We start from the raw sequence: 15,384 nt of genomic DNA, 5'->3' as shown, positions 1-15,384 counted from the left end.
TCCCGGCGGGGGCTCGAATGGGGGCGGCCACCGGCAATACCGACACGCAAGAGAAACACGCCGAAGAGAAACCACCTTTCGCCAGCCTTTCCCTGGTAGACGGCTGTCTCCCTCGGTCGTCCCGCTCACCGGGTTCACCACTTCGTTGATGACGGTGCGCCAGTTGGCTAGCTTGTACGGGTCATGTCGGGCCAGCACCCGACAGGACGATGAACAAGGGGGAAACACATGCTGCGCACGAAGTTCACGGCCATAGCGGCAGCGACGGTGATGACCGTCGGCGTCGCCGGAACCGCCTCAGCGGTCAGCGACACGAATTCTCCGCCGGCCCCTCCGTCGATAGCGGCGGACCCGGCGTACAAGATTCTCAAGCACCTCAAGTACATGGGTCCCGGCCATGCCTCGCTGCGTGTTGGTTACTACAACAGCGCCCAGGACAAGGGATTCGGCTGGAACAAGCTGAAGAAGAAGCACAACATCACCAAGTACGGCGCCGTCGAGTACGTCGCGCAGTCACCCAACCGTCAGCACATCGGCGGGAAGTCGTACCGGGAGATCGCGTACGCGGGCAAGTACAAGTGCCGTAACGGCGTCTGCAAACTCGTCAAGCAGTACAAGGTGCAACTCACCGTCAACGAGAAGAAACTGCGGGACGGTCAGGACAAGGGTGTCATCACCATGTACTGCACGGGCGTGGTCAAGTGCCCGAAGTGGGTGTCCACCACGCTGGCCAAGCTCAACCGCGGATCAGCAGCCAGCTCCGACGAGCAGTACCAGCGCTCCTACCGGCCACTCGCCACCAGCACGCGGACGTTGACGGCCACCGCGGTGCCGGCCGAGAAATCCGCGGCCGCTCACAAGCCGTCGCTGAACACGCCCGCTTTCGGCGGCTTCGCGGAGTAACCTCCCCGCGCCCTTTCGGAAGACGTGCCTGCTTCGACTCCGACCAGTGGGGTCGAAGCAGGCACCCGAGCCCGGCCACCGCCCAGGAGCTGAACCGTGCACACCAGCACCCCGTTTCTGGCGCGCGCCGCCGAAGCGGCAATGACCATGGGCGGCGACGGATACCGCCTGCTCCATCTCGATATCCCGACCCGCAGGCTCACCTTCGCGGATACCGGCGCCGCTCCCGCACCCGGTATCTTCCTCCACGGAAGCCCCCGACAGGCCGCCGACCGTGCCTGGCGCGCGGACCACGACTGGCAACCCGCCCCAAAATCGCCTCCCCATCTCCAATTGGCCTGGCTGCTCGATGACATGAGCACCTGGCTCGCGGACCTTTCCGAAATCCAGGTCACCGTGGACGGCCTCGACGCCCCCGTACCGGATTGGTGTGACGTTCTCCTCCGGGACGGCGACACCCGCCTCCGGGCCCGCGTCCAGCTCGCGAACCGAAACGAACCCCTCGACTTTCCGGGAATGTACCTGCGCGACCTTTTCGCGGAGGGCCGGGCGAGCGACTACGTCGCGGATGAGTTCCCGCACGTGGTCGACCTGAGAACGGTGCTGTGAGCCCGACCACGGCGCCGGCGAAGGCAGCGATCCGCTCCCCCGGCCCGCCGTACGAGCACCACCGACGCGACCAATGTCCGCGACCGATGTCCGCGACCGACGCGCGCCGGACGCCAGGCGCCGGGCGCCGGACGCCAGGCGCCGGGCGCGGACACCGTACGGGAGCGGCTACCGCCCCAGGGCGGCCACGCCGGCGCGGGCGAACTTCTCGTCGAGGTCGCCGCTGGGGGCGCCGGCCACGCCGATGCCCGCGATCGGGGCGCCCTTGACGGCGATCGGGGCGCCGCCGGCCAGGAACAGGGTGTTCGGGATGTCCTTCAGGTTCGGCGCCGTCTTCAGGCGGTTGGCCAGCTCGGAGGTGGGCGCGTTCCAGGAGACCGAGGTGTACGCCTTCCTGACCGCCGACTCGTAGGACTGCGGGCCCGCGCCGTCCCCGCGCAGGGTGACCACGGTGTTGCCGTTGCGGTCGACGACCGCGACGGACACCCGCTCGTTGTGCTTGCGCGCCTCGTCCAGTGCGGCCTTCGCGGCCTTGGTGGCGGCCTCGACGGACAGGTGCGTGGACTGCGTGGTGTGCGCGCTGGCGACGGCGGCGGCCGGCGCGGCCGCCGGGGTCGCGGCGTTGGCGGAGAGCGCGCCGAAGGTGCCGGCCGCGAGGGTGGCGGCGACGGCGGTGCCGGTCAGGGCGCGGGCGCCACGGGAAAGCTTCTTCATCGAGTGTCTCCTGCTCCTCGGTGACGTGCTGTGCTCCAAGCCTGCGGTCCGGGTCCGCCCTCACGGCTCGACGGATCGGCCTCGTCCCCGGCACCGTACGGCCGAGCCCCGGGTCATCCGATCGGTTGACCCGGCGGTCGGCGCTTCGACGGACAATGAGGGAATCCGCGCAGGTCCGGGCAGTGTCGAACCGTCCGCGTACGGCGCGGGCACGATGGGGAACCGTGCCGCACACCTCGTGCGGCGCGCACGCGACCAGAACGGAGCGCACGGGGTGCGTACAGCCTCCAGGAACCTCGCGGGGTCACGGCCGTGAGCTGGGCCCGGGGCGGCCCCGACGAGCCGACCAGCGCGGGTGAGCGCGACTCCCGCTGGCTGTCGGCGGTGATGCATGCCGCGTTCTTCCTGCTGCTCGCCGCCTCCCTCACCCGTTACCTCATCCGGCACCCGGGGTCGCCGCACACGGCGTGGATCGTCGCGCTCAGCGCGGTGCTCGGCCTGCTCTACGTCCTCGGCCCCGCGATGGGCTCCCGGCCCACCCTGCGCAGGCTGCTGTGGCTCGGCGCCGAAGTGGGCGTCTGGGTCGTGCTCGTGGTGCTCGCGCCCAGCTTCGGGTGGTGCGCGGTGCCGCTGTTCTACACGGGGTTGCGCACCCTGCCGCCCCGCGCCGCGCTCAGCCTGGCCGCGCTGCTGACCACGTTCATGGTGGTCGCCCAGCAGCGCCTCGTGTCCGGCGTGGACCCCAACCTGCTGATCGCCCCGCCCGCCGTGGCCGCGCTGGCGATCGCGGTCTTCGTCCACATGGACCGGCAGGCCGCCCGGCAGCGGGCCCTCATCGACGACCTGGTCCGCACCCGCCGTGACCTGGCCGCCACCGAACGGCGCGAGGGCATGCTCGCCGAACGGCAGCGGCTCGCCATGGACATCCACGACACCCTCGCGCAGGGCCTGTCCAGCCAGCGGATGCTGTTCCAGGCGGCGGAGCGGATCTGGGACACCGACCCGGCCACCGCCCGGGGCCACCTGCGCGCGGCGGCGGGCATCGCGGAGCACAACCTGGCCGAGGCGCGCCGCTTCGTCCACGACCTGGCCCCCGCCGACCTGAACGAGGGCGGTTCCCTCCCGGCGGCGCTGCGGCTGCTCGCCGCGCGCGAGTCCACCGAGGAGCTGACCGTCCGCTGCCGGGCCGAGGGGGCCGAGACGAGGCTGCCCGCGCGGGTGGAGTCGGCGCTGCTACGGATCGCGCAGGGCGCCCTCGCCAACGTACGCGAGCACTCCGGCGCCCGCACCGCACAACTCACCCTCACCCACCTCGGCGACCTGGTCGTCCTCGACGTCGCGGACGACGGCCGGGGCTTCGACCCGGCCGCCGTGCCCGCCGAGGGCATGCGCGGCCACGGTCTGCCCGCGATCCGCGCCCGGGTACGGCAGTTGGGCGGCACCCTGACCATCGAGTCGGCGCCCGGCGAGGGCACCGTCCTGTCCGCCGCGATCCCGTTGGAGAGCCCATGACAGCCCCGGTCCGTCTCCTGGTCTGCGACGACCACCTCGTCGTACGGGCCGGCCTACTGGCCCTGCTCGCCAGCGCCCCCGACATCGAGGTCGTCGGGGAGGCGGGCGGTGGCGAGGAGGCGGTCGCGCTCGCCGCGAAGCTCACCCCCGACGTCGTCCTGATGGACCTCCAGCTCGGCCCCGGCATCGACGGCATCGAGGCCACCCGACGGATCTCCGGAACCGGGGTGCGGGTGCTCGTGCTGACGACGTACGACACGGACGCCGACATCACCCGCGCCATCGAGGCCGGCGCCACCGGGTACCTGCTGAAGGCGGAGCGGCCCGAGGAGTTGTTCGCCGCGATCCACGCCGCGGCGCGGGGGCGCACCGCGCTCTCGCCACCGGTGGCCAGCCGGGTGATGGCCCGGATGCGGGCGCCCGGGCCCACGCTCACCGCCCGCGAGCTGGACATCCTGCGCCAGTTGGCGCGCGGGCTCGGCAACCGGGAGATCGCCCGCGCCCTGTTCGTCTCCGAGGCCACGGTGAAGACCCACCTCCGCCGCGTCTACGACAAGCTGGGCGTGGAGACCCGCGCGGGAGCGGTGGCCGTGGCGAAGGAACAGCGGTTGCTGCCCTGACGTCGCCCACGGGCGGCCGGCCCACCCGCGTGGCCCGAGCGCGCCGCGCGGGTGGCCGGCTCAGACGAGTTCGCCGTCGCGGGCGACGACCTGACCGCCGTGTACGACCATGTCCCGGCGCGGCATGTCCACCACGACCTGCGGTACGCACTCGCCGCGCAGCAGGTTGAAGTCCGCCGGGTCGCCCGGCTTGAACTCCACCCGGTCAAGGCCCAGCACGTCGGCGCCGCCGTGCGTGCCCAGGGTGTGGCAGTCCACCAGTTCCTCGTCGAGGCGCACACCGGTGACCCAGCCCAGGATGTGGGTGCGGTGCAGCATGTCGGCGTTGCCGAAGGGGCTCCACGCGTCGCGCACCCCGTCCGAGCCCAGGCCCACGCGTACCCCGTGTTCGCGCAGCGTGGCCAGGGGCAGGACCAGGGAGCCGCTCGGGGCGACGGTCGTGAGGGCGATGTCCTGCTCGGCCAGGTCCCGCGCCATAGTCTCCAACTCGCCCTCGCCGAGGAACGGCAGGCAGAAGACGTGGCTGACGGTCACCTTGCCGCGCAGCGACAGCGCCCTGGTGCGCTCGACGATGCCACGCAGCACGCGGACGCCCTTCTCGTCCCGGTCGTGCAGATGGATGTCGACGCCCACGCCGTAGCGGTCGGCGAGGCCGAAGACGAGGTCGAGTTGTTCGTCGAGCGCGTGGTCGAAGCTGATCGGGTCGATGCCGCCGATCAGGTCGGCCAGACCGCTGCGCGCCGCGTCCTCAAGCAGCTTCGCCGTGCCGAGGGTACGGACCACGCCGTGCTGCGGGAAGGCCACGACCTGCACGTCGAGCGCGTGCGAGAGCCGCTCGCGTGCCTCGGCGACGCCTTCGAGCCCCCGCAGGCCGTAGGCCGGGGCCACGTCGGCATGCGCCCGCATCGCGCGGGTGCCCCGCGTCACCGCGTGGGCCAGCAGCGCGTGGGCGCGCTCGGCCACCGGGCGGCGCTGGCTGTGGAACAACGCGACGTCCTGCTCGCAGTACTCGGCGATACCGGAGGCCGGCTGGCGCGAGACCCAGTCGCCGCCCCAGGTCGTCTTGTCCGGGTGGATGTGGGCGTCGACGAGGCCGGCCAACGCGATGCGGCCACCACCGTCGATGATCCGCGCGCCCGAGGGCGCGGGGCCGTCGGTGAAACGCCCGTCGACCACGGTCAGGTCCACGGGGGTCTTCGCCCCCAGCGGCCGTACGTCACGGAAGACGACCGCCTTCCCGGGGCGCCCACGGCTGCCGTGGCCGGCCGCCGCCGGAGAGGTGGGCGCGTCGGAGGCGGCCACGGGACCGGCGGACGCGGAGAGCGCGGTGCCGGCGCCCGCGAGCGCGGCACTGGCAAGGGCGTGGCGGCGGGACAGCGGAGGGGGAACCATGACCGGTCTCCTTGCGGGTTCGAGGGGCGACGGCGTACGACGCGACGCCGCGCGGGGCCCGGACCCCGCCTCCAGATTTTGTATACCAAGCCCTGAAGCGCGGCAAGATCACCTCGAACGGACGGAGTTCTTTCGAGCCGAAATCTCCAGATTGAGCACATTTTTCGACGAGCGGCCCGCCCCGAAACCGCACCTACCAGCCCTGACGAACAACGCCCCGAGCACTTCGGTATACCGACTCCGGGGTGGACGGCTACGTGTCACCGAAGAGGGAGCGCAGTGCCACCGTGCGACTGTCGCGTACGTGCAGCAGGGTGCTGGCCGCCGCCAGCTCCTCGTCCCCCGCGGCGATGTGCCGGAACATCTCGGCGTGCTGCGCCCGCATCTGGGCCGGCTCCTCGCGCAGCCCGAACAACAACTGGAGCTGCCAGCTCAACTGTTCCATGGTGCGCGCCAACAGGGGGTTGCCACCGAGCGCCACGATCTGTTCGTGGAACGCGGTATGGGCACCGACCTCCCGATCGGCCTCGCCGGCCACGGCCGCGCTCTCGGCCCGCTCCAGCAACGCGCGCAGCGCGGCGAGCCCCTCCGGCTCCCCCGCCGCGGCCACGCGGCGCGCCGCCAGCCGCGACGCCTGGACGGCCAGCGGCTCCCACACCTCGTATAGGTGCCGCACGTCGACCGGCTCCAACGTGCGCACCCGCACCCCACTGTGCGGCGACAGTTCCAGCAGCCCCTCGGAGACGAGGGCGCGCAACGCCTCACGCACGGGCACCCGCGACATCCGCAGTTCCTCGGCCACCTCGCGTTCGACGAGCCGCGAACCCATCGCGTAGCGCCGGTCCACGATACGCTGCCGCACCGCCTCCCGCGCCTGCGCGCTCAACGACATCCGCCCCTCCCCGGGCCCACCACCCACCAGCCCCGCCCCGCTACCCGCCATCCGCATCGTCCTTCACGTTCCGTGTCCCCCGGCGAGAATACGGCGGCGCGGCCATGCGATCGGGTCCGCGCTTCTCGAACCAGCGGCCCAGGCGCAAGGCTGGTGTGCGGTCAAGGCACCTGACCGCACACCGTGGCGCGCGCTACCGATTCGAGGTTCCCTGGTCGCCGAGCACCTGAGCGCGGCGATCGCTGTCGCCGAAGGGTAGGCCGACGCTGACGACGGAAAGGGCATGGGATTGACCGATGCGACGAGCGTGGCCCTGGCCGCCGCGCACCGAACCGACGCCATGTTCACCACGGGCTGCCACTTCCGTCGTGGCCCGATCCTTGACCGACCACAAAGCCTTCCGGCGTTTGCCCGACGACCTGTAAACGCTGGGCTCGACGCCGCCGCGAAGCCTGCCGAACAGCTTGCCGACTCAGAAAGATTTGCCGGGGGTCACGGCCACCTCGGCGAGCCAGCGGCTCCACCACACCTGAACCGTGGGAACCACCTGAAGTGGCGCCCCTCACACTCGCGTTCCCCCAGCTCAGAACGATCCTTCACAGGAGGCGCCGAGTGGGGCGGGTGGGACTCGAACCCACGACCGACGGATTATGAGTCCGCTGCTCTAACCGGCTGAGCTACCGCCCCGTAACGGCGCGTCGCGCACAACTGTGCGCGTCGTCTGCCGCAGCATAGCCGCTCATACGATCTGCTGCCCCTGAGGGTCCGCATCGCGCATTGATGAGGACTGTGGAGCACCGGCGAGCGGTTCCCGGGCCGGAGAAAACCGTACCGGGGGCATGAAACGGGCATGAAAAAAGCCCCTTACGGGGCTCTTCCTTCAGCTCCCCCGACTGGACTCGAACCAGTAACCCTCCGGTTAACAGCCGAATGCTCTGCCAATTGAGCTACAGGGGACCGAGCTCCCCCGACTGGACTCGAACCAGTAACCTGCCGGTTAACAGCCGGCTGCTCTGCCAATTGAGCTACAGGGGATTGCTCCGTGTGCCTCGATTGCGCTCCCCTCCGGCTTCCCGGGGGGCGCGCGCTCGCTGCGACACATACATTAGCGCAAGCAGGGGGGTGCTTCGCCAATCGGTTCCCCCTGGATGATCAGGGAGTGATCGGAGGATGATCACCAGCACCTGCGGGTAGGCGGGCAGCACAACCCAGCGGGGCTGTTGTGTTCCGCTCGCTCAAGCGGCAGCGGAGAAGCCAGGAAAGGTGGAGTGATGCGCTACCGGCTGACGTTCATCACCGGAGTCGCCGTCGGCTACGTGCTCGGCGCACGGGCCGGGCGCGAACGGTACGAGCAGTTGCGCAAGAACGCGCAGCGGGTCTCCCAGAACCCGGCGGTCCGCAATACGGCCGAGGCCGCCGCGCACAGTGGGCGCGAGGCGGCCGGTAAGGCGTTCGACGTGGTGAGCGCGAAGTTCGGCGACCGGCTCCCCGACTCGGTGTCGGCACGCGTCCAGTCCCTGCGCGAGCAGCGCAACGGCGCGGGGGACGACTGGGGCACGAGCAACACCTAGGCCGCCACTCGTCGGCGTAGCGCGGGCCCGGGGCGAATCCCCCGGGCCCGCGTCGTGCTCGGGTCACGCCCTGGCCGGGCGCTCTCGCGGGCGGCATTCCCCCTACTGCCCGCGGGCGCCTGTCCGGCCCCCGACCGGCGGGCAGGCCGGGCCCGTGCTCGGTGGTCGGTGATCCGGGCAGGTCAGGGCGGCGCGCGGGGTGGTGCGCGGGGGCGTGGGGGCGACCGTGGCGTGGTGGGTGGTGGGCGATGAGGCATTATCGGGGCCCATGGGGATAGTCGCCGGGTTGGACAGTTCGTCGGAGAGCACGCGCGTCGTCGTCTGCGACACGGACACGGGCGCCGTGCTCAAGCAGGGTTACGCGCCGCACCCCGCCACCGGGGTCGATGTGGACCCGCAGGCGTGGTTGCTCTCGTTGGGGGAGGCCGCGGACGGCGGGCTGCTTGAGGGTGTGCAGGCCATCGGCGTCTCCGCCCAGCAGAACGGTTTGCTGGTCCTGGACGCCGGCGGGGTGCTCGTACGGCCCGCGATGCTGGGCAACGACAAGCGTGCGCAGACCGCCGCAGCCGACCTGGTGGACGCGCTGGGCGGGCGACCGGCCTGGGCCGAGGCGGTCGGTTCCGTGCCGCACGCCGGGCAGGCGGTGGCGAAGCTGCGCTGGTTGGCGCGCGCCGAGCCGGAGGCGGCGCGGCGGGCGGCCGAGGTGCTCCAGCCGCACGACTGGCTGGTGTGGCAGCTCCTCGGGCGGCCCGGGCGGCGCACGACCGACCGCGGTGCCGCGTCCGGCACCGGCTACTGGTCCGCCGCGTCGGGCCAGTACCGGCCGGACCTCGCCGAGCTGGCGCTCGGCCATCCCGTCCGACTGCCGGAGGTCATCGCCCCCGCCGAGCCCGCCGGGCACACGCCCGAGGGCCTGCTGATCTCGGCCGGCACCGGCGAGACCATGGCCGCCGCCTTCGGGCTCGGGGTCTCCCTGGGCGACGCGGTGGTCTCGCTCGGCGCCTCGGGCTCGGTGTTCGCCGTGCACCACGAGGCCCTCGCCGACCCGACCGGCACCATCACCTCGTACGCGGACGCCACCGGCATGCACCTGCCCGTGGTGCACACGCTCAACGCGGTGCGGGCGCTGCGCGGCACCGCCGAGCTGCTGGGTACGGACCTGGAGGGGCTGTCCGAGCTGGCGGTGAAGTCCACACCCGGCTCGCACGGCCTGGTGTTGCTGCCGTACCTGGAGGGTGAGCGCACCCCGCACCTGCCGCACGCGGCGGGCACGCTGTCGGGGCTGCGTCGGGAGAGCATGAAGCCCGAGCACCTGGCCCGGGCGTCGTTCGAGGGGATGCTGTGCGGGCTCGCGGACGCGTTGGACGTGTTGCGCGGGCGAGGCGTCGAGGTGCGGCGGGTGTTCCTGCTCGGGCCCGCGGCCGGGTTGCCGGCGGTGCAGGCCATCGCGCCGTCGCTGCTGGGCGCGCAGATCGTGGTGCCCGAGCCGGCGGACTACGCGGCCATCGGCGCGGCTCGGCAGGCCGCGTGGGCGCTCGGCGTCGCGCACGGCACCCTGGCGCCGCACACGCCGCCGCACTGGCCGGCCGCGGCGAGCCAGGTGTTCGAGCCGGGTGACGAGCTGACGGTCGGCCAGTCAGTGCGGCAGCAGTTCGGGACGGTGCGCGACCAGATCCACCCGGAGGCGTTCGGCTGGAACCCGAACGCCTGAGGCGGGCGCCGGCCCGCTGGAGCGGTGTCGGTGTCGGCGGGCGGTTCGGCGGCGGCGGTGTCGGCGGGCCCGGTGTCGACGAGGGTCGCGTCAGTCCAGGTAGCCGCGGAGTTGGTCGGCGAAGGCGTGGTCGCGGAGCTTGCCCAGGGTCTTGGACTCGATCTGGCGGATGCGCTCGCGGGTGACGCCGAAGATGCGGCCGATCTCCTCCAGGGTGCGTGGGCGGCCGTCGGTGAGGCCGTAGCGCAGTTGGACGACCTTGCGCTCGCGTTCGCCGAGGGTGGACAGGACCGCCTCCAGGTGCTCGCGCAGCAGCAGGAAGGCGGCGGACTCCACCGGCGAGGTGGCGTCGCCGTCCTCGATGAGGTCGCCGAGCGCCACGTCGTCCTCCTCGCCGACCGGCGTGTGCAGCGAGATGGGCTCCTGGGCCAGCCGCCGCACCTCGCTGACGCGTTCCTCCGGCACCCCGAGGTGCTCGGCGACCTCGGCCGCGGTGGGCTCCTGGCCGCGTTCCTGGAGCATCCGGCGCTGCACCCGTACCACCCGGTTGATCAGCTCGACGACGTGCACCGGCACCCGGATGGTGCGGGCTTGGTCGGCCAGCGCGCGGGACATGGCCTGGCGAATCCACCAGGTCGCGTACGTGGAGAACTTGTAGCCGCGCGCGTAGTCGAACTTCTCCACCGCGCGGATCAGCCCGAGGTTGCCCTCCTGGACGAGGTCGAGCATGGTCAGGCCGCGCCCGACGTACCGCTTGGCCACCGAGACCACCAGCCGTAGGTTCGCCTCGATCAGGCGGCGCTTGGCCATCCGGCCGAGCACCACCAACCGGTCCAGGTCCGAGGCGAGTTGGGTGTCCAGGTCGGCGGCGCCGGCCAGCTTGGCCTCGGCGAACAGGCCGGCCTCCACGCGGCGGGCCAGCTCCACCTCCTCGGCGGCCGACAGCAGCGGGATGCGGCCGATCTCGCGCAGGTACTGGCGGAAGAGGTCGGATGAGGGGCCGGTGGCGTCCGGTCGCTGCGCGGGCACGACCACGGCCGGCTCCGGCACGGAATCCGCCGCGACGGGGCCCGGTGCGGCGAGGTCCGGCGCGGCGGGGTCCGGCGCGGCGGGGTCCGGCTCGGCCGGCTCGGCCGCGTCCTCCGGGTGGCGGGGCGGCAGGCTCCGCGGCGGCACGACGCTCGCCTCGGCGGTGCGGGTACGGGTCTGCACGCGGGCGACCTCCAGGGTGATCGCCGCCGGATCGGGGGCGGCGTTCGGTGGCGGGGCGACTGCGGACTGACCGTCACCCGTCCCGTACGTCGTGAGTGGATGTGCGGGGGAATGTGGGCCTCTGCGGCCGGCACCGCCGCGTTCCGAAGGCTCAGGCACCGGCTCCAGTGTGGGGCACGACACACTTCCGCCACGAGGGGCGTGCGGGCACTTTCTGCGTCCGGTGCGTGACCGGACGGCTACAGCGCGGCGGCGCCGCGCTCGCGCAGGGACTGCCCGTACTGCTGGAGGACCCAGAGTTCGTTCTGCACGGCGGCCAGGTGGGCCGGGTCCGCCTGCTGGCCCAGGCGCTGGAGGGTGCCGCGGATCTCGGTGATGCGCTGGTTGACGGCGGCCAGCCGAACGGCGACGAGTTGCATGCCGGCGTACACCTCGTCGGCGTCGCGGCGGGTGTGCAGCGGCTCCACGGTCAGCTCGGTGACCAGGGCGCGCACCGTGTCGTCGGGCGCTGCCTCGCGCACGCGGGCCACGTAGCCCGCGTCGGCCGTGGAGACTCCGCCGGCCTGCTCGATGACCTCGCGGACCACCGCGTACGGCGGGGCGGTGAACTCGTCGGCGCCGTACGCGTCGAAGGCCGGGGCCACCAGTTCGGGGCGCTGGAGGGCGAGCTTGAGCAGCTCGCGCTCGACGCGGTGGGCGGGGCTGCGCAGGTTGAGCGCGGGGCCGCGCAGCCCGGGCGGCGGGGCGCTCCGCTGCTCGGCCGGCCCGTGCGGCTCGCCACGCCCCGACGGGCCGCCGTCGCGGCCGTAGGAGCCATTGCCCCGGACGCCGGAGGGGCCGCCGCGCTGGCCGCGCTCGCGGTTCCAGCGGGCGAGTTGGGCGACGCGGCGGACCACGAACTGGGTGTCCAGGATGCCCAGCATGCCGGCCAGCGTCACCGCGTACTCGTGCTGGATGGAGCTGTTCTTGATGTTGGCGACGATGGGCGCGGCGGCTTCGAGCGCCGCGGCGCGGCCCTCGGCGGTGTCCAGGTTGTGCCGGCCGACGACGTGCCGGATGGCGAAGGCGAACAGCGGGGTGCGGCTGTCCACCAGGCCGGCCACCGCCGCGTCGCCCTGCGCGAGCCGCAGCTCGCACGGGTCCATGCCGCCCGGGGTGATGGCGATCGAGGTCTCGGCCGCGAACTTCTGGTCGTCCTCGAAGGCGCGCAGCGCCGCCTTCTGGCCGGCGGCGTCGCCGTCGAAGGTGAAGACGACCTCGGAGCCGGAGTTGTCCATCAGCAGCCGGCGCAGGATCTTGATGTGCTCGCCGGCGAAGGCGGTGCCGCAGGTGGCGATGGCGGTGGTGACGCCGGCCAGGTGGCAGGCCATGACGTCGGTGTAGCCCTCGACGACGACCGCCCGGTTGGTCTTGGCGATCTCCTTCTTGGCCAGGTCGATGCCGTAGAGCACCTGGGACTTGCGGTAGAGCGGGGTCTCCGGGGTGTTCAGGTACTTCGGGCCGTTGTCGTCGTCGCGCAGCTTGCGGGCGCCGAAGCCGATGACCTCGCCGGTGATGTCGCGGATGGGCCACATCAGGCGGCCCCGGAAGCGGTCGATGGGCCCGCGGCGGCCCTCCTGGGCCAGGCCGGAGAGCAGCAGCTCCTTGTCGCTGAAGCCCCGGCCGCGCAGGTAGCGGATCAGGTGGTCCCAGCCGGCTGGGCTGTAGCCGACGCCGAAGTGCTCGGCGGCGGCCTGGTCGAAGCCGCGCTGGGCGAGGAAGGCGCGGCCGATCTCGGCCTCGGGGCTGGCGAGCTGTTCGACGTAGAACTGCGCGGCCACCTTGTGCGCCTCGACCAGGCGGGTGCGCTCGCCCTGCTGGCGGCCGGGGGTGTACCCACCCTGCTCGTAGCGCAGCGTGATGCCGGCGACGCCGGCGAGGCGCTCGATGGTCTCGGCGAAGGAGAGGTGGTCGATCTTCATGATGAAGTCGACCGTGTCGCCGCCCTCTTGGCAGCCGAAGCAGTAGAAGAGGCCCTTGCTGGGACTGACCTGGAAGGACGGGGACTTCTCGTCGTGGAAGGGGCACAGGCCCTTGAGGTTGCCGCCGCCCCCGTTGCGCAACTGGAGGTACTCGGACACGACGGCGTCGATCGGGACCGCGTCCCGGACCGCCTTCACGTCGTCATCGTTGATCCGTCCTGCCACGCGTGAATTCTACGGGTGGCCCCCGACACTCCCGTCCGCCAGGACCGCCAGGACCGCCAGGCTCGGCAGGATCGCCAGGGCCGCCATGGCGGGCAGGATCGCCGGCTCGGTCACGGGGACTCGATCACGAAGACCAGGTGCGGGCCGATGGTGGGGACGTCGAACTCCTCCCCCACGGCCGCGAAGCCGTGCCGCTCGTAGAAGCCACGGGCCGAGGTGCGGCCGTTGCACCAGGTCCAGCGGGCGCCACGGGCCGCGGCCTCGGTCAGCCCGGCGCGCAGCACGGCCACCCCGTAGCCCTGGCCACGGGCGGCGGGGGCGCTGGCCATGCCGCGGAACCGGTAGGCGCTCTCGGCGCGGCCCCGCGGCCCGGCCAGGTCGGCCGCGGCCGGCGGCAGCGGGTCGGGGAAGAACGTCGCGCAGGCCAGCGGGCGCGCGGTGGCGTCGGCGTCCGGGGCCGTGGTGTCGGCGCCCGGGTAGGCGGCGAGGTGGAAGACGCCGGGCGCGTCGTCCTCGGGGAAGGCGGCGCTCGCGCGGGGCTGCCCGGGGCGGAGCACCGACCAGCGCAGGTCGAGGATCTCCGCCACCGGGACCACGGACGTGACGATCGACATACGGCCACGCTACGGGAGCGGGCCCGGGCGGCTGGCCGCGCCCTACGGCAGCAGCGAGGTCAGCGGGAGGGAGGGGTCGGCCAGGGCCTCCGGGTCGAGCGGCACGCCGGCGCGGATGAGGGCCTGGATCGGCTCGGTGACGTCCCACACGTTGACGTTCATCCCGGCCAGCAGCCGCCCCCGCGCGTCCAGCCAGAAGCCGATGAACTCGCGCTTGCCGACGTCGCCCCGGCACACCACCTGCGCGTAGCTGCCGGGCGGCGCGTAGCCCGAGTACTCCAGGCCCACGTCGTACTGGTCGGAGAAGAAGTACGGCACCCGGTCGTACGTCACGTCTTGGCCGAGCATGGCGCGGGCGGCGACCGGGCCGCCGTTGAGCGCGTTGGCCCAGTGCTCGACGCGCAGCCGCTCGCCCGCGGGCAGACCGGCGGCGAGCTGGGGCAGCGGGAAGGCGGCGGCGTCGCCGGCGGCGAAGATGTCCGGGTCGCTGGTGCGCAGGCCGGCGTCGACGGCGATGCCGCCACGGGCCGGGCCGGTGCGGGGGGCGATCTCCAGCCCCGCGGCCTCCGCGAGCGCGGTGCGGGGCGCGGCGCCGATCGCGGCGAGCACGGCGTGCGCGGGGTGCTCCTCGCCGTCGTCGGTCCGCGCGGCCAGCACCATGCCGTCCTGGCCGGTGATCTCGGTGAGCCGGGCGCCGAAGTGGAAGCGGACGCCGTGGCTGCCGTGCAGGTCGGTGAAGAGCGCGCCGAGTTCGGGCCCGACGACGGTGTGCAGCGGCCCCTGCTCGGGCTCCACGATGGTCACCTCGGCGCCGTAGCCACGGGCGGCGGCGGCGACTTCGAGGCCGATCCAGCCGGCGCCGGCGATGACCAGGTGCCCGTTGTCGCGCCCGAGCGAGGCCAGCACGCCGCGCAGCCGCTCGGCGTGGGCGAGGCGGCGCAGGTGGTGCACGCCGGCCAGGTCGGTGCCGGGGATCTCCAGGCGGCGCGGCTCGGCGCCGGTGGCCAGCAGCAGCCGGTCGTAGTGGATGCGGGTGCCGTCGCCCAGGCGTACGGACCTGGCCTCCCGGTCGAGGTGCACGGCGGGCTGGCCGAGGTGGAGTTCGATGTGGGCCTGCGCGTACCAGCCCGGCTCGTGGACGAAGACGCTGTCGCGCTCCTGGCTGCCGCTGAGGAACCCCTTGGACAGTGGCGGGCGTTCGTAGGGGTGGTCGCGTTCGTCACAGATGAGGATCACCCGGCCGGTGAAGCCCTCGGCCCGGAGCGTCTCGGCGGCCTTCGCCCCCGCAAGCCCTCCTCCGACGATGACGAACGTTCGATGTGCGTCGACCACTTGTCGCCTCCTCGCTCGCGCGCGGTACGCCTGCGCCCGGGGTGTCCCGGTTCGCCTGTGCGGGTGTGTGCCCGCGCGTACACCCAGCATGAACGTCTGGTGTACACCCCGGCCGT

Annotated in this window: 13 protein-coding genes and 3 tRNA genes; 6 read left to right on the top strand and 10 right to left on the bottom strand. The window is 72.7% G+C overall.

Going from position 1 to position 15,384, the window contains the following annotated elements:
- Nucleotides 1-228: 228 nt before the first annotated feature.
- Both OYE22_RS24480 and OYE22_RS24475 read left to right on the top strand, forming a co-directional pair.
- On the top strand, nucleotides 229-903 hold the full coding sequence (locus OYE22_RS24480; protein WP_277322398.1) for a hypothetical protein: 675 nt from the start codon (nucleotides 229-231) through the stop codon (nucleotides 901-903).
- A gap of 96 nt (nucleotides 904-999) precedes the next feature.
- A complete protein-coding gene (locus tag OYE22_RS24475) occupies nucleotides 1,000-1,512 on the top strand; it encodes a hypothetical protein (RefSeq protein ID WP_277322397.1) in 513 nt (170 codons plus the stop codon).
- A 168-nt stretch (nucleotides 1,513-1,680) separates the two neighbouring features.
- On the opposite strand, the gene OYE22_RS24470 is transcribed toward OYE22_RS24475, so the two are convergent.
- Complete coding sequence (locus OYE22_RS24470; RefSeq protein WP_277322396.1) at nucleotides 1,681-2,226, bottom strand: heme-binding protein; 546 nt, start codon at nucleotides 2,224-2,226, stop codon at nucleotides 1,681-1,683.
- Nucleotides 2,227-2,613: 387 nt separating this feature from the next.
- On the opposite strand from OYE22_RS24470, the gene OYE22_RS24465 reads away from it, so the two are divergent.
- The gene (locus OYE22_RS24465; RefSeq protein ID WP_277324302.1) at nucleotides 2,614-3,738 is read left to right on the top strand and encodes a sensor histidine kinase; all 1,125 of its coding nucleotides are present in this window, start codon (nucleotides 2,614-2,616) and stop codon (nucleotides 3,736-3,738) included.
- A complete protein-coding gene (locus OYE22_RS24460) occupies nucleotides 3,735-4,358 on the top strand; it encodes a response regulator transcription factor (RefSeq protein WP_277322395.1) in 624 nt (207 codons plus the stop codon). The genes OYE22_RS24465 and OYE22_RS24460 overlap by 4 nt, the downstream gene beginning before the upstream one ends.
- Nucleotides 4,359-4,418: 60 nt before the next feature.
- On the opposite strand, the gene OYE22_RS24455 is transcribed toward OYE22_RS24460, so the two are convergent.
- The 5 genes from OYE22_RS24455 to OYE22_RS24435 form a co-directional block, all read right to left on the bottom strand.
- Nucleotides 4,419-5,750: an amidohydrolase gene (locus OYE22_RS24455; protein ID WP_277322394.1), complete on the bottom strand. Its 1,332-nt coding sequence runs from the start codon at nucleotides 5,748-5,750 to the stop codon at nucleotides 4,419-4,421.
- A 253-nt stretch (nucleotides 5,751-6,003) separates the two neighbouring features.
- The gene (locus OYE22_RS24450) at nucleotides 6,004-6,693 is read right to left on the bottom strand and encodes a GntR family transcriptional regulator (protein WP_277322393.1); all 690 of its coding nucleotides are present in this window, start codon (nucleotides 6,691-6,693) and stop codon (nucleotides 6,004-6,006) included.
- Nucleotides 6,694-7,255: 562 nt separating this feature from the next.
- A tRNA-Ile gene (locus OYE22_RS24445) sits at nucleotides 7,256-7,329 on the bottom strand.
- 197 nt (nucleotides 7,330-7,526) lie between these two features.
- Nucleotides 7,527-7,599 (bottom strand) — tRNA-Asn (locus OYE22_RS24440).
- 5 nt (nucleotides 7,600-7,604) lie between these two features.
- Nucleotides 7,605-7,677 (bottom strand) — tRNA-Asn (locus OYE22_RS24435).
- Nucleotides 7,678-7,913: 236 nt separating this feature from the next.
- Here OYE22_RS24435 and OYE22_RS24430 point away from each other — a divergent pair.
- Both OYE22_RS24430 and OYE22_RS24425 read left to right on the top strand, forming a co-directional pair.
- Complete coding sequence (locus tag OYE22_RS24430) at nucleotides 7,914-8,213, top strand: YtxH domain-containing protein (protein ID WP_277322392.1); 300 nt, start codon at nucleotides 7,914-7,916, stop codon at nucleotides 8,211-8,213.
- A 268-nt stretch (nucleotides 8,214-8,481) separates the two neighbouring features.
- Nucleotides 8,482-9,924 (top strand): FGGY family carbohydrate kinase, encoded by a 1,443-nt coding sequence (locus OYE22_RS24425; RefSeq protein ID WP_176161487.1) that lies wholly within the window; start codon nucleotides 8,482-8,484, stop codon nucleotides 9,922-9,924.
- A 90-nt stretch (nucleotides 9,925-10,014) separates the two neighbouring features.
- Here the strand turns inward: OYE22_RS24425 and OYE22_RS24420 are convergent, their stop codons facing one another.
- From OYE22_RS24420 to OYE22_RS24405, 4 genes are all read right to left on the bottom strand, one after another.
- Nucleotides 10,015-11,295, bottom strand: a complete 1,281-nt coding sequence (locus OYE22_RS24420) for an RNA polymerase sigma factor (RefSeq protein WP_277322391.1) — start codon at nucleotides 11,293-11,295, stop codon at nucleotides 10,015-10,017.
- Between the two features lie 80 nt (nucleotides 11,296-11,375).
- Nucleotides 11,376-13,322 (bottom strand): DNA primase, encoded by a 1,947-nt coding sequence (gene dnaG, locus OYE22_RS24415; protein ID WP_277322390.1) that lies wholly within the window; start codon nucleotides 13,320-13,322, stop codon nucleotides 11,376-11,378.
- A 110-nt stretch (nucleotides 13,323-13,432) separates the two neighbouring features.
- Nucleotides 13,433-13,936 carry a GNAT family N-acetyltransferase gene (locus OYE22_RS24410; RefSeq protein WP_277322389.1) on the bottom strand — a complete coding sequence of 168 codons (504 nt, stop codon included), beginning with the start codon at nucleotides 13,934-13,936 and terminating at the stop codon, nucleotides 13,433-13,435.
- Nucleotides 13,937-13,978: 42 nt separating this feature from the next.
- The gene (locus OYE22_RS24405; RefSeq protein WP_277322388.1) at nucleotides 13,979-15,268 is read right to left on the bottom strand and encodes an FAD-dependent oxidoreductase; all 1,290 of its coding nucleotides are present in this window, start codon (nucleotides 15,266-15,268) and stop codon (nucleotides 13,979-13,981) included.
- Nucleotides 15,269-15,384: the final 116 nt, after the last annotated feature.

Origin of the sequence: Streptomyces sp. 71268, assembly GCF_029392895.1 — a bacterium.
Taxonomy (GTDB): Bacteria; Actinomycetota; Actinomycetes; order Streptomycetales; family Streptomycetaceae; genus Streptomyces.
The sequence above is the reverse complement of the archived record's forward strand: the minus strand, read 5'-3'. Positions and strand labels throughout refer to the sequence as shown.

What these genes read in the sequence shown, in the direction of transcription:
- OYE22_RS24480 (WP_277322398.1), top strand. Translation starts at nt 229, where the DNA reads ATGCTGCGCACGAAGTTCACGGCCATAGCGGCAGCGACGGTGATGACC.
- OYE22_RS24470 (WP_277322396.1), bottom strand. Translation starts at nt 2,226, where the DNA reads ATGAAGAAGCTTTCCCGTGGCGCCCGCGCCCTGACCGGCACCGCCGTC.
- OYE22_RS24465 (WP_277324302.1), top strand. Translation starts at nt 2,614, where the DNA reads ATGCATGCCGCGTTCTTCCTGCTGCTCGCCGCCTCCCTCACCCGTTAC.
- OYE22_RS24460 (WP_277322395.1), top strand. Translation starts at nt 3,735, where the DNA reads ATGACAGCCCCGGTCCGTCTCCTGGTCTGCGACGACCACCTCGTCGTA.
- OYE22_RS24455 (WP_277322394.1), bottom strand. Translation starts at nt 5,750, where the DNA reads ATGGTTCCCCCTCCGCTGTCCCGCCGCCACGCCCTTGCCAGTGCCGCG.
- OYE22_RS24450 (WP_277322393.1), bottom strand. Translation starts at nt 6,693, where the DNA reads ATGGCGGGTAGCGGGGCGGGGCTGGTGGGTGGTGGGCCCGGGGAGGGG.
- OYE22_RS24430 (WP_277322392.1), top strand. Translation starts at nt 7,914, where the DNA reads ATGCGCTACCGGCTGACGTTCATCACCGGAGTCGCCGTCGGCTACGTG.
- OYE22_RS24425 (WP_176161487.1), top strand. Translation starts at nt 8,482, where the DNA reads ATGGGGATAGTCGCCGGGTTGGACAGTTCGTCGGAGAGCACGCGCGTC.
- OYE22_RS24410 (WP_277322389.1), bottom strand. Translation starts at nt 13,936, where the DNA reads ATGTCGATCGTCACGTCCGTGGTCCCGGTGGCGGAGATCCTCGACCTG.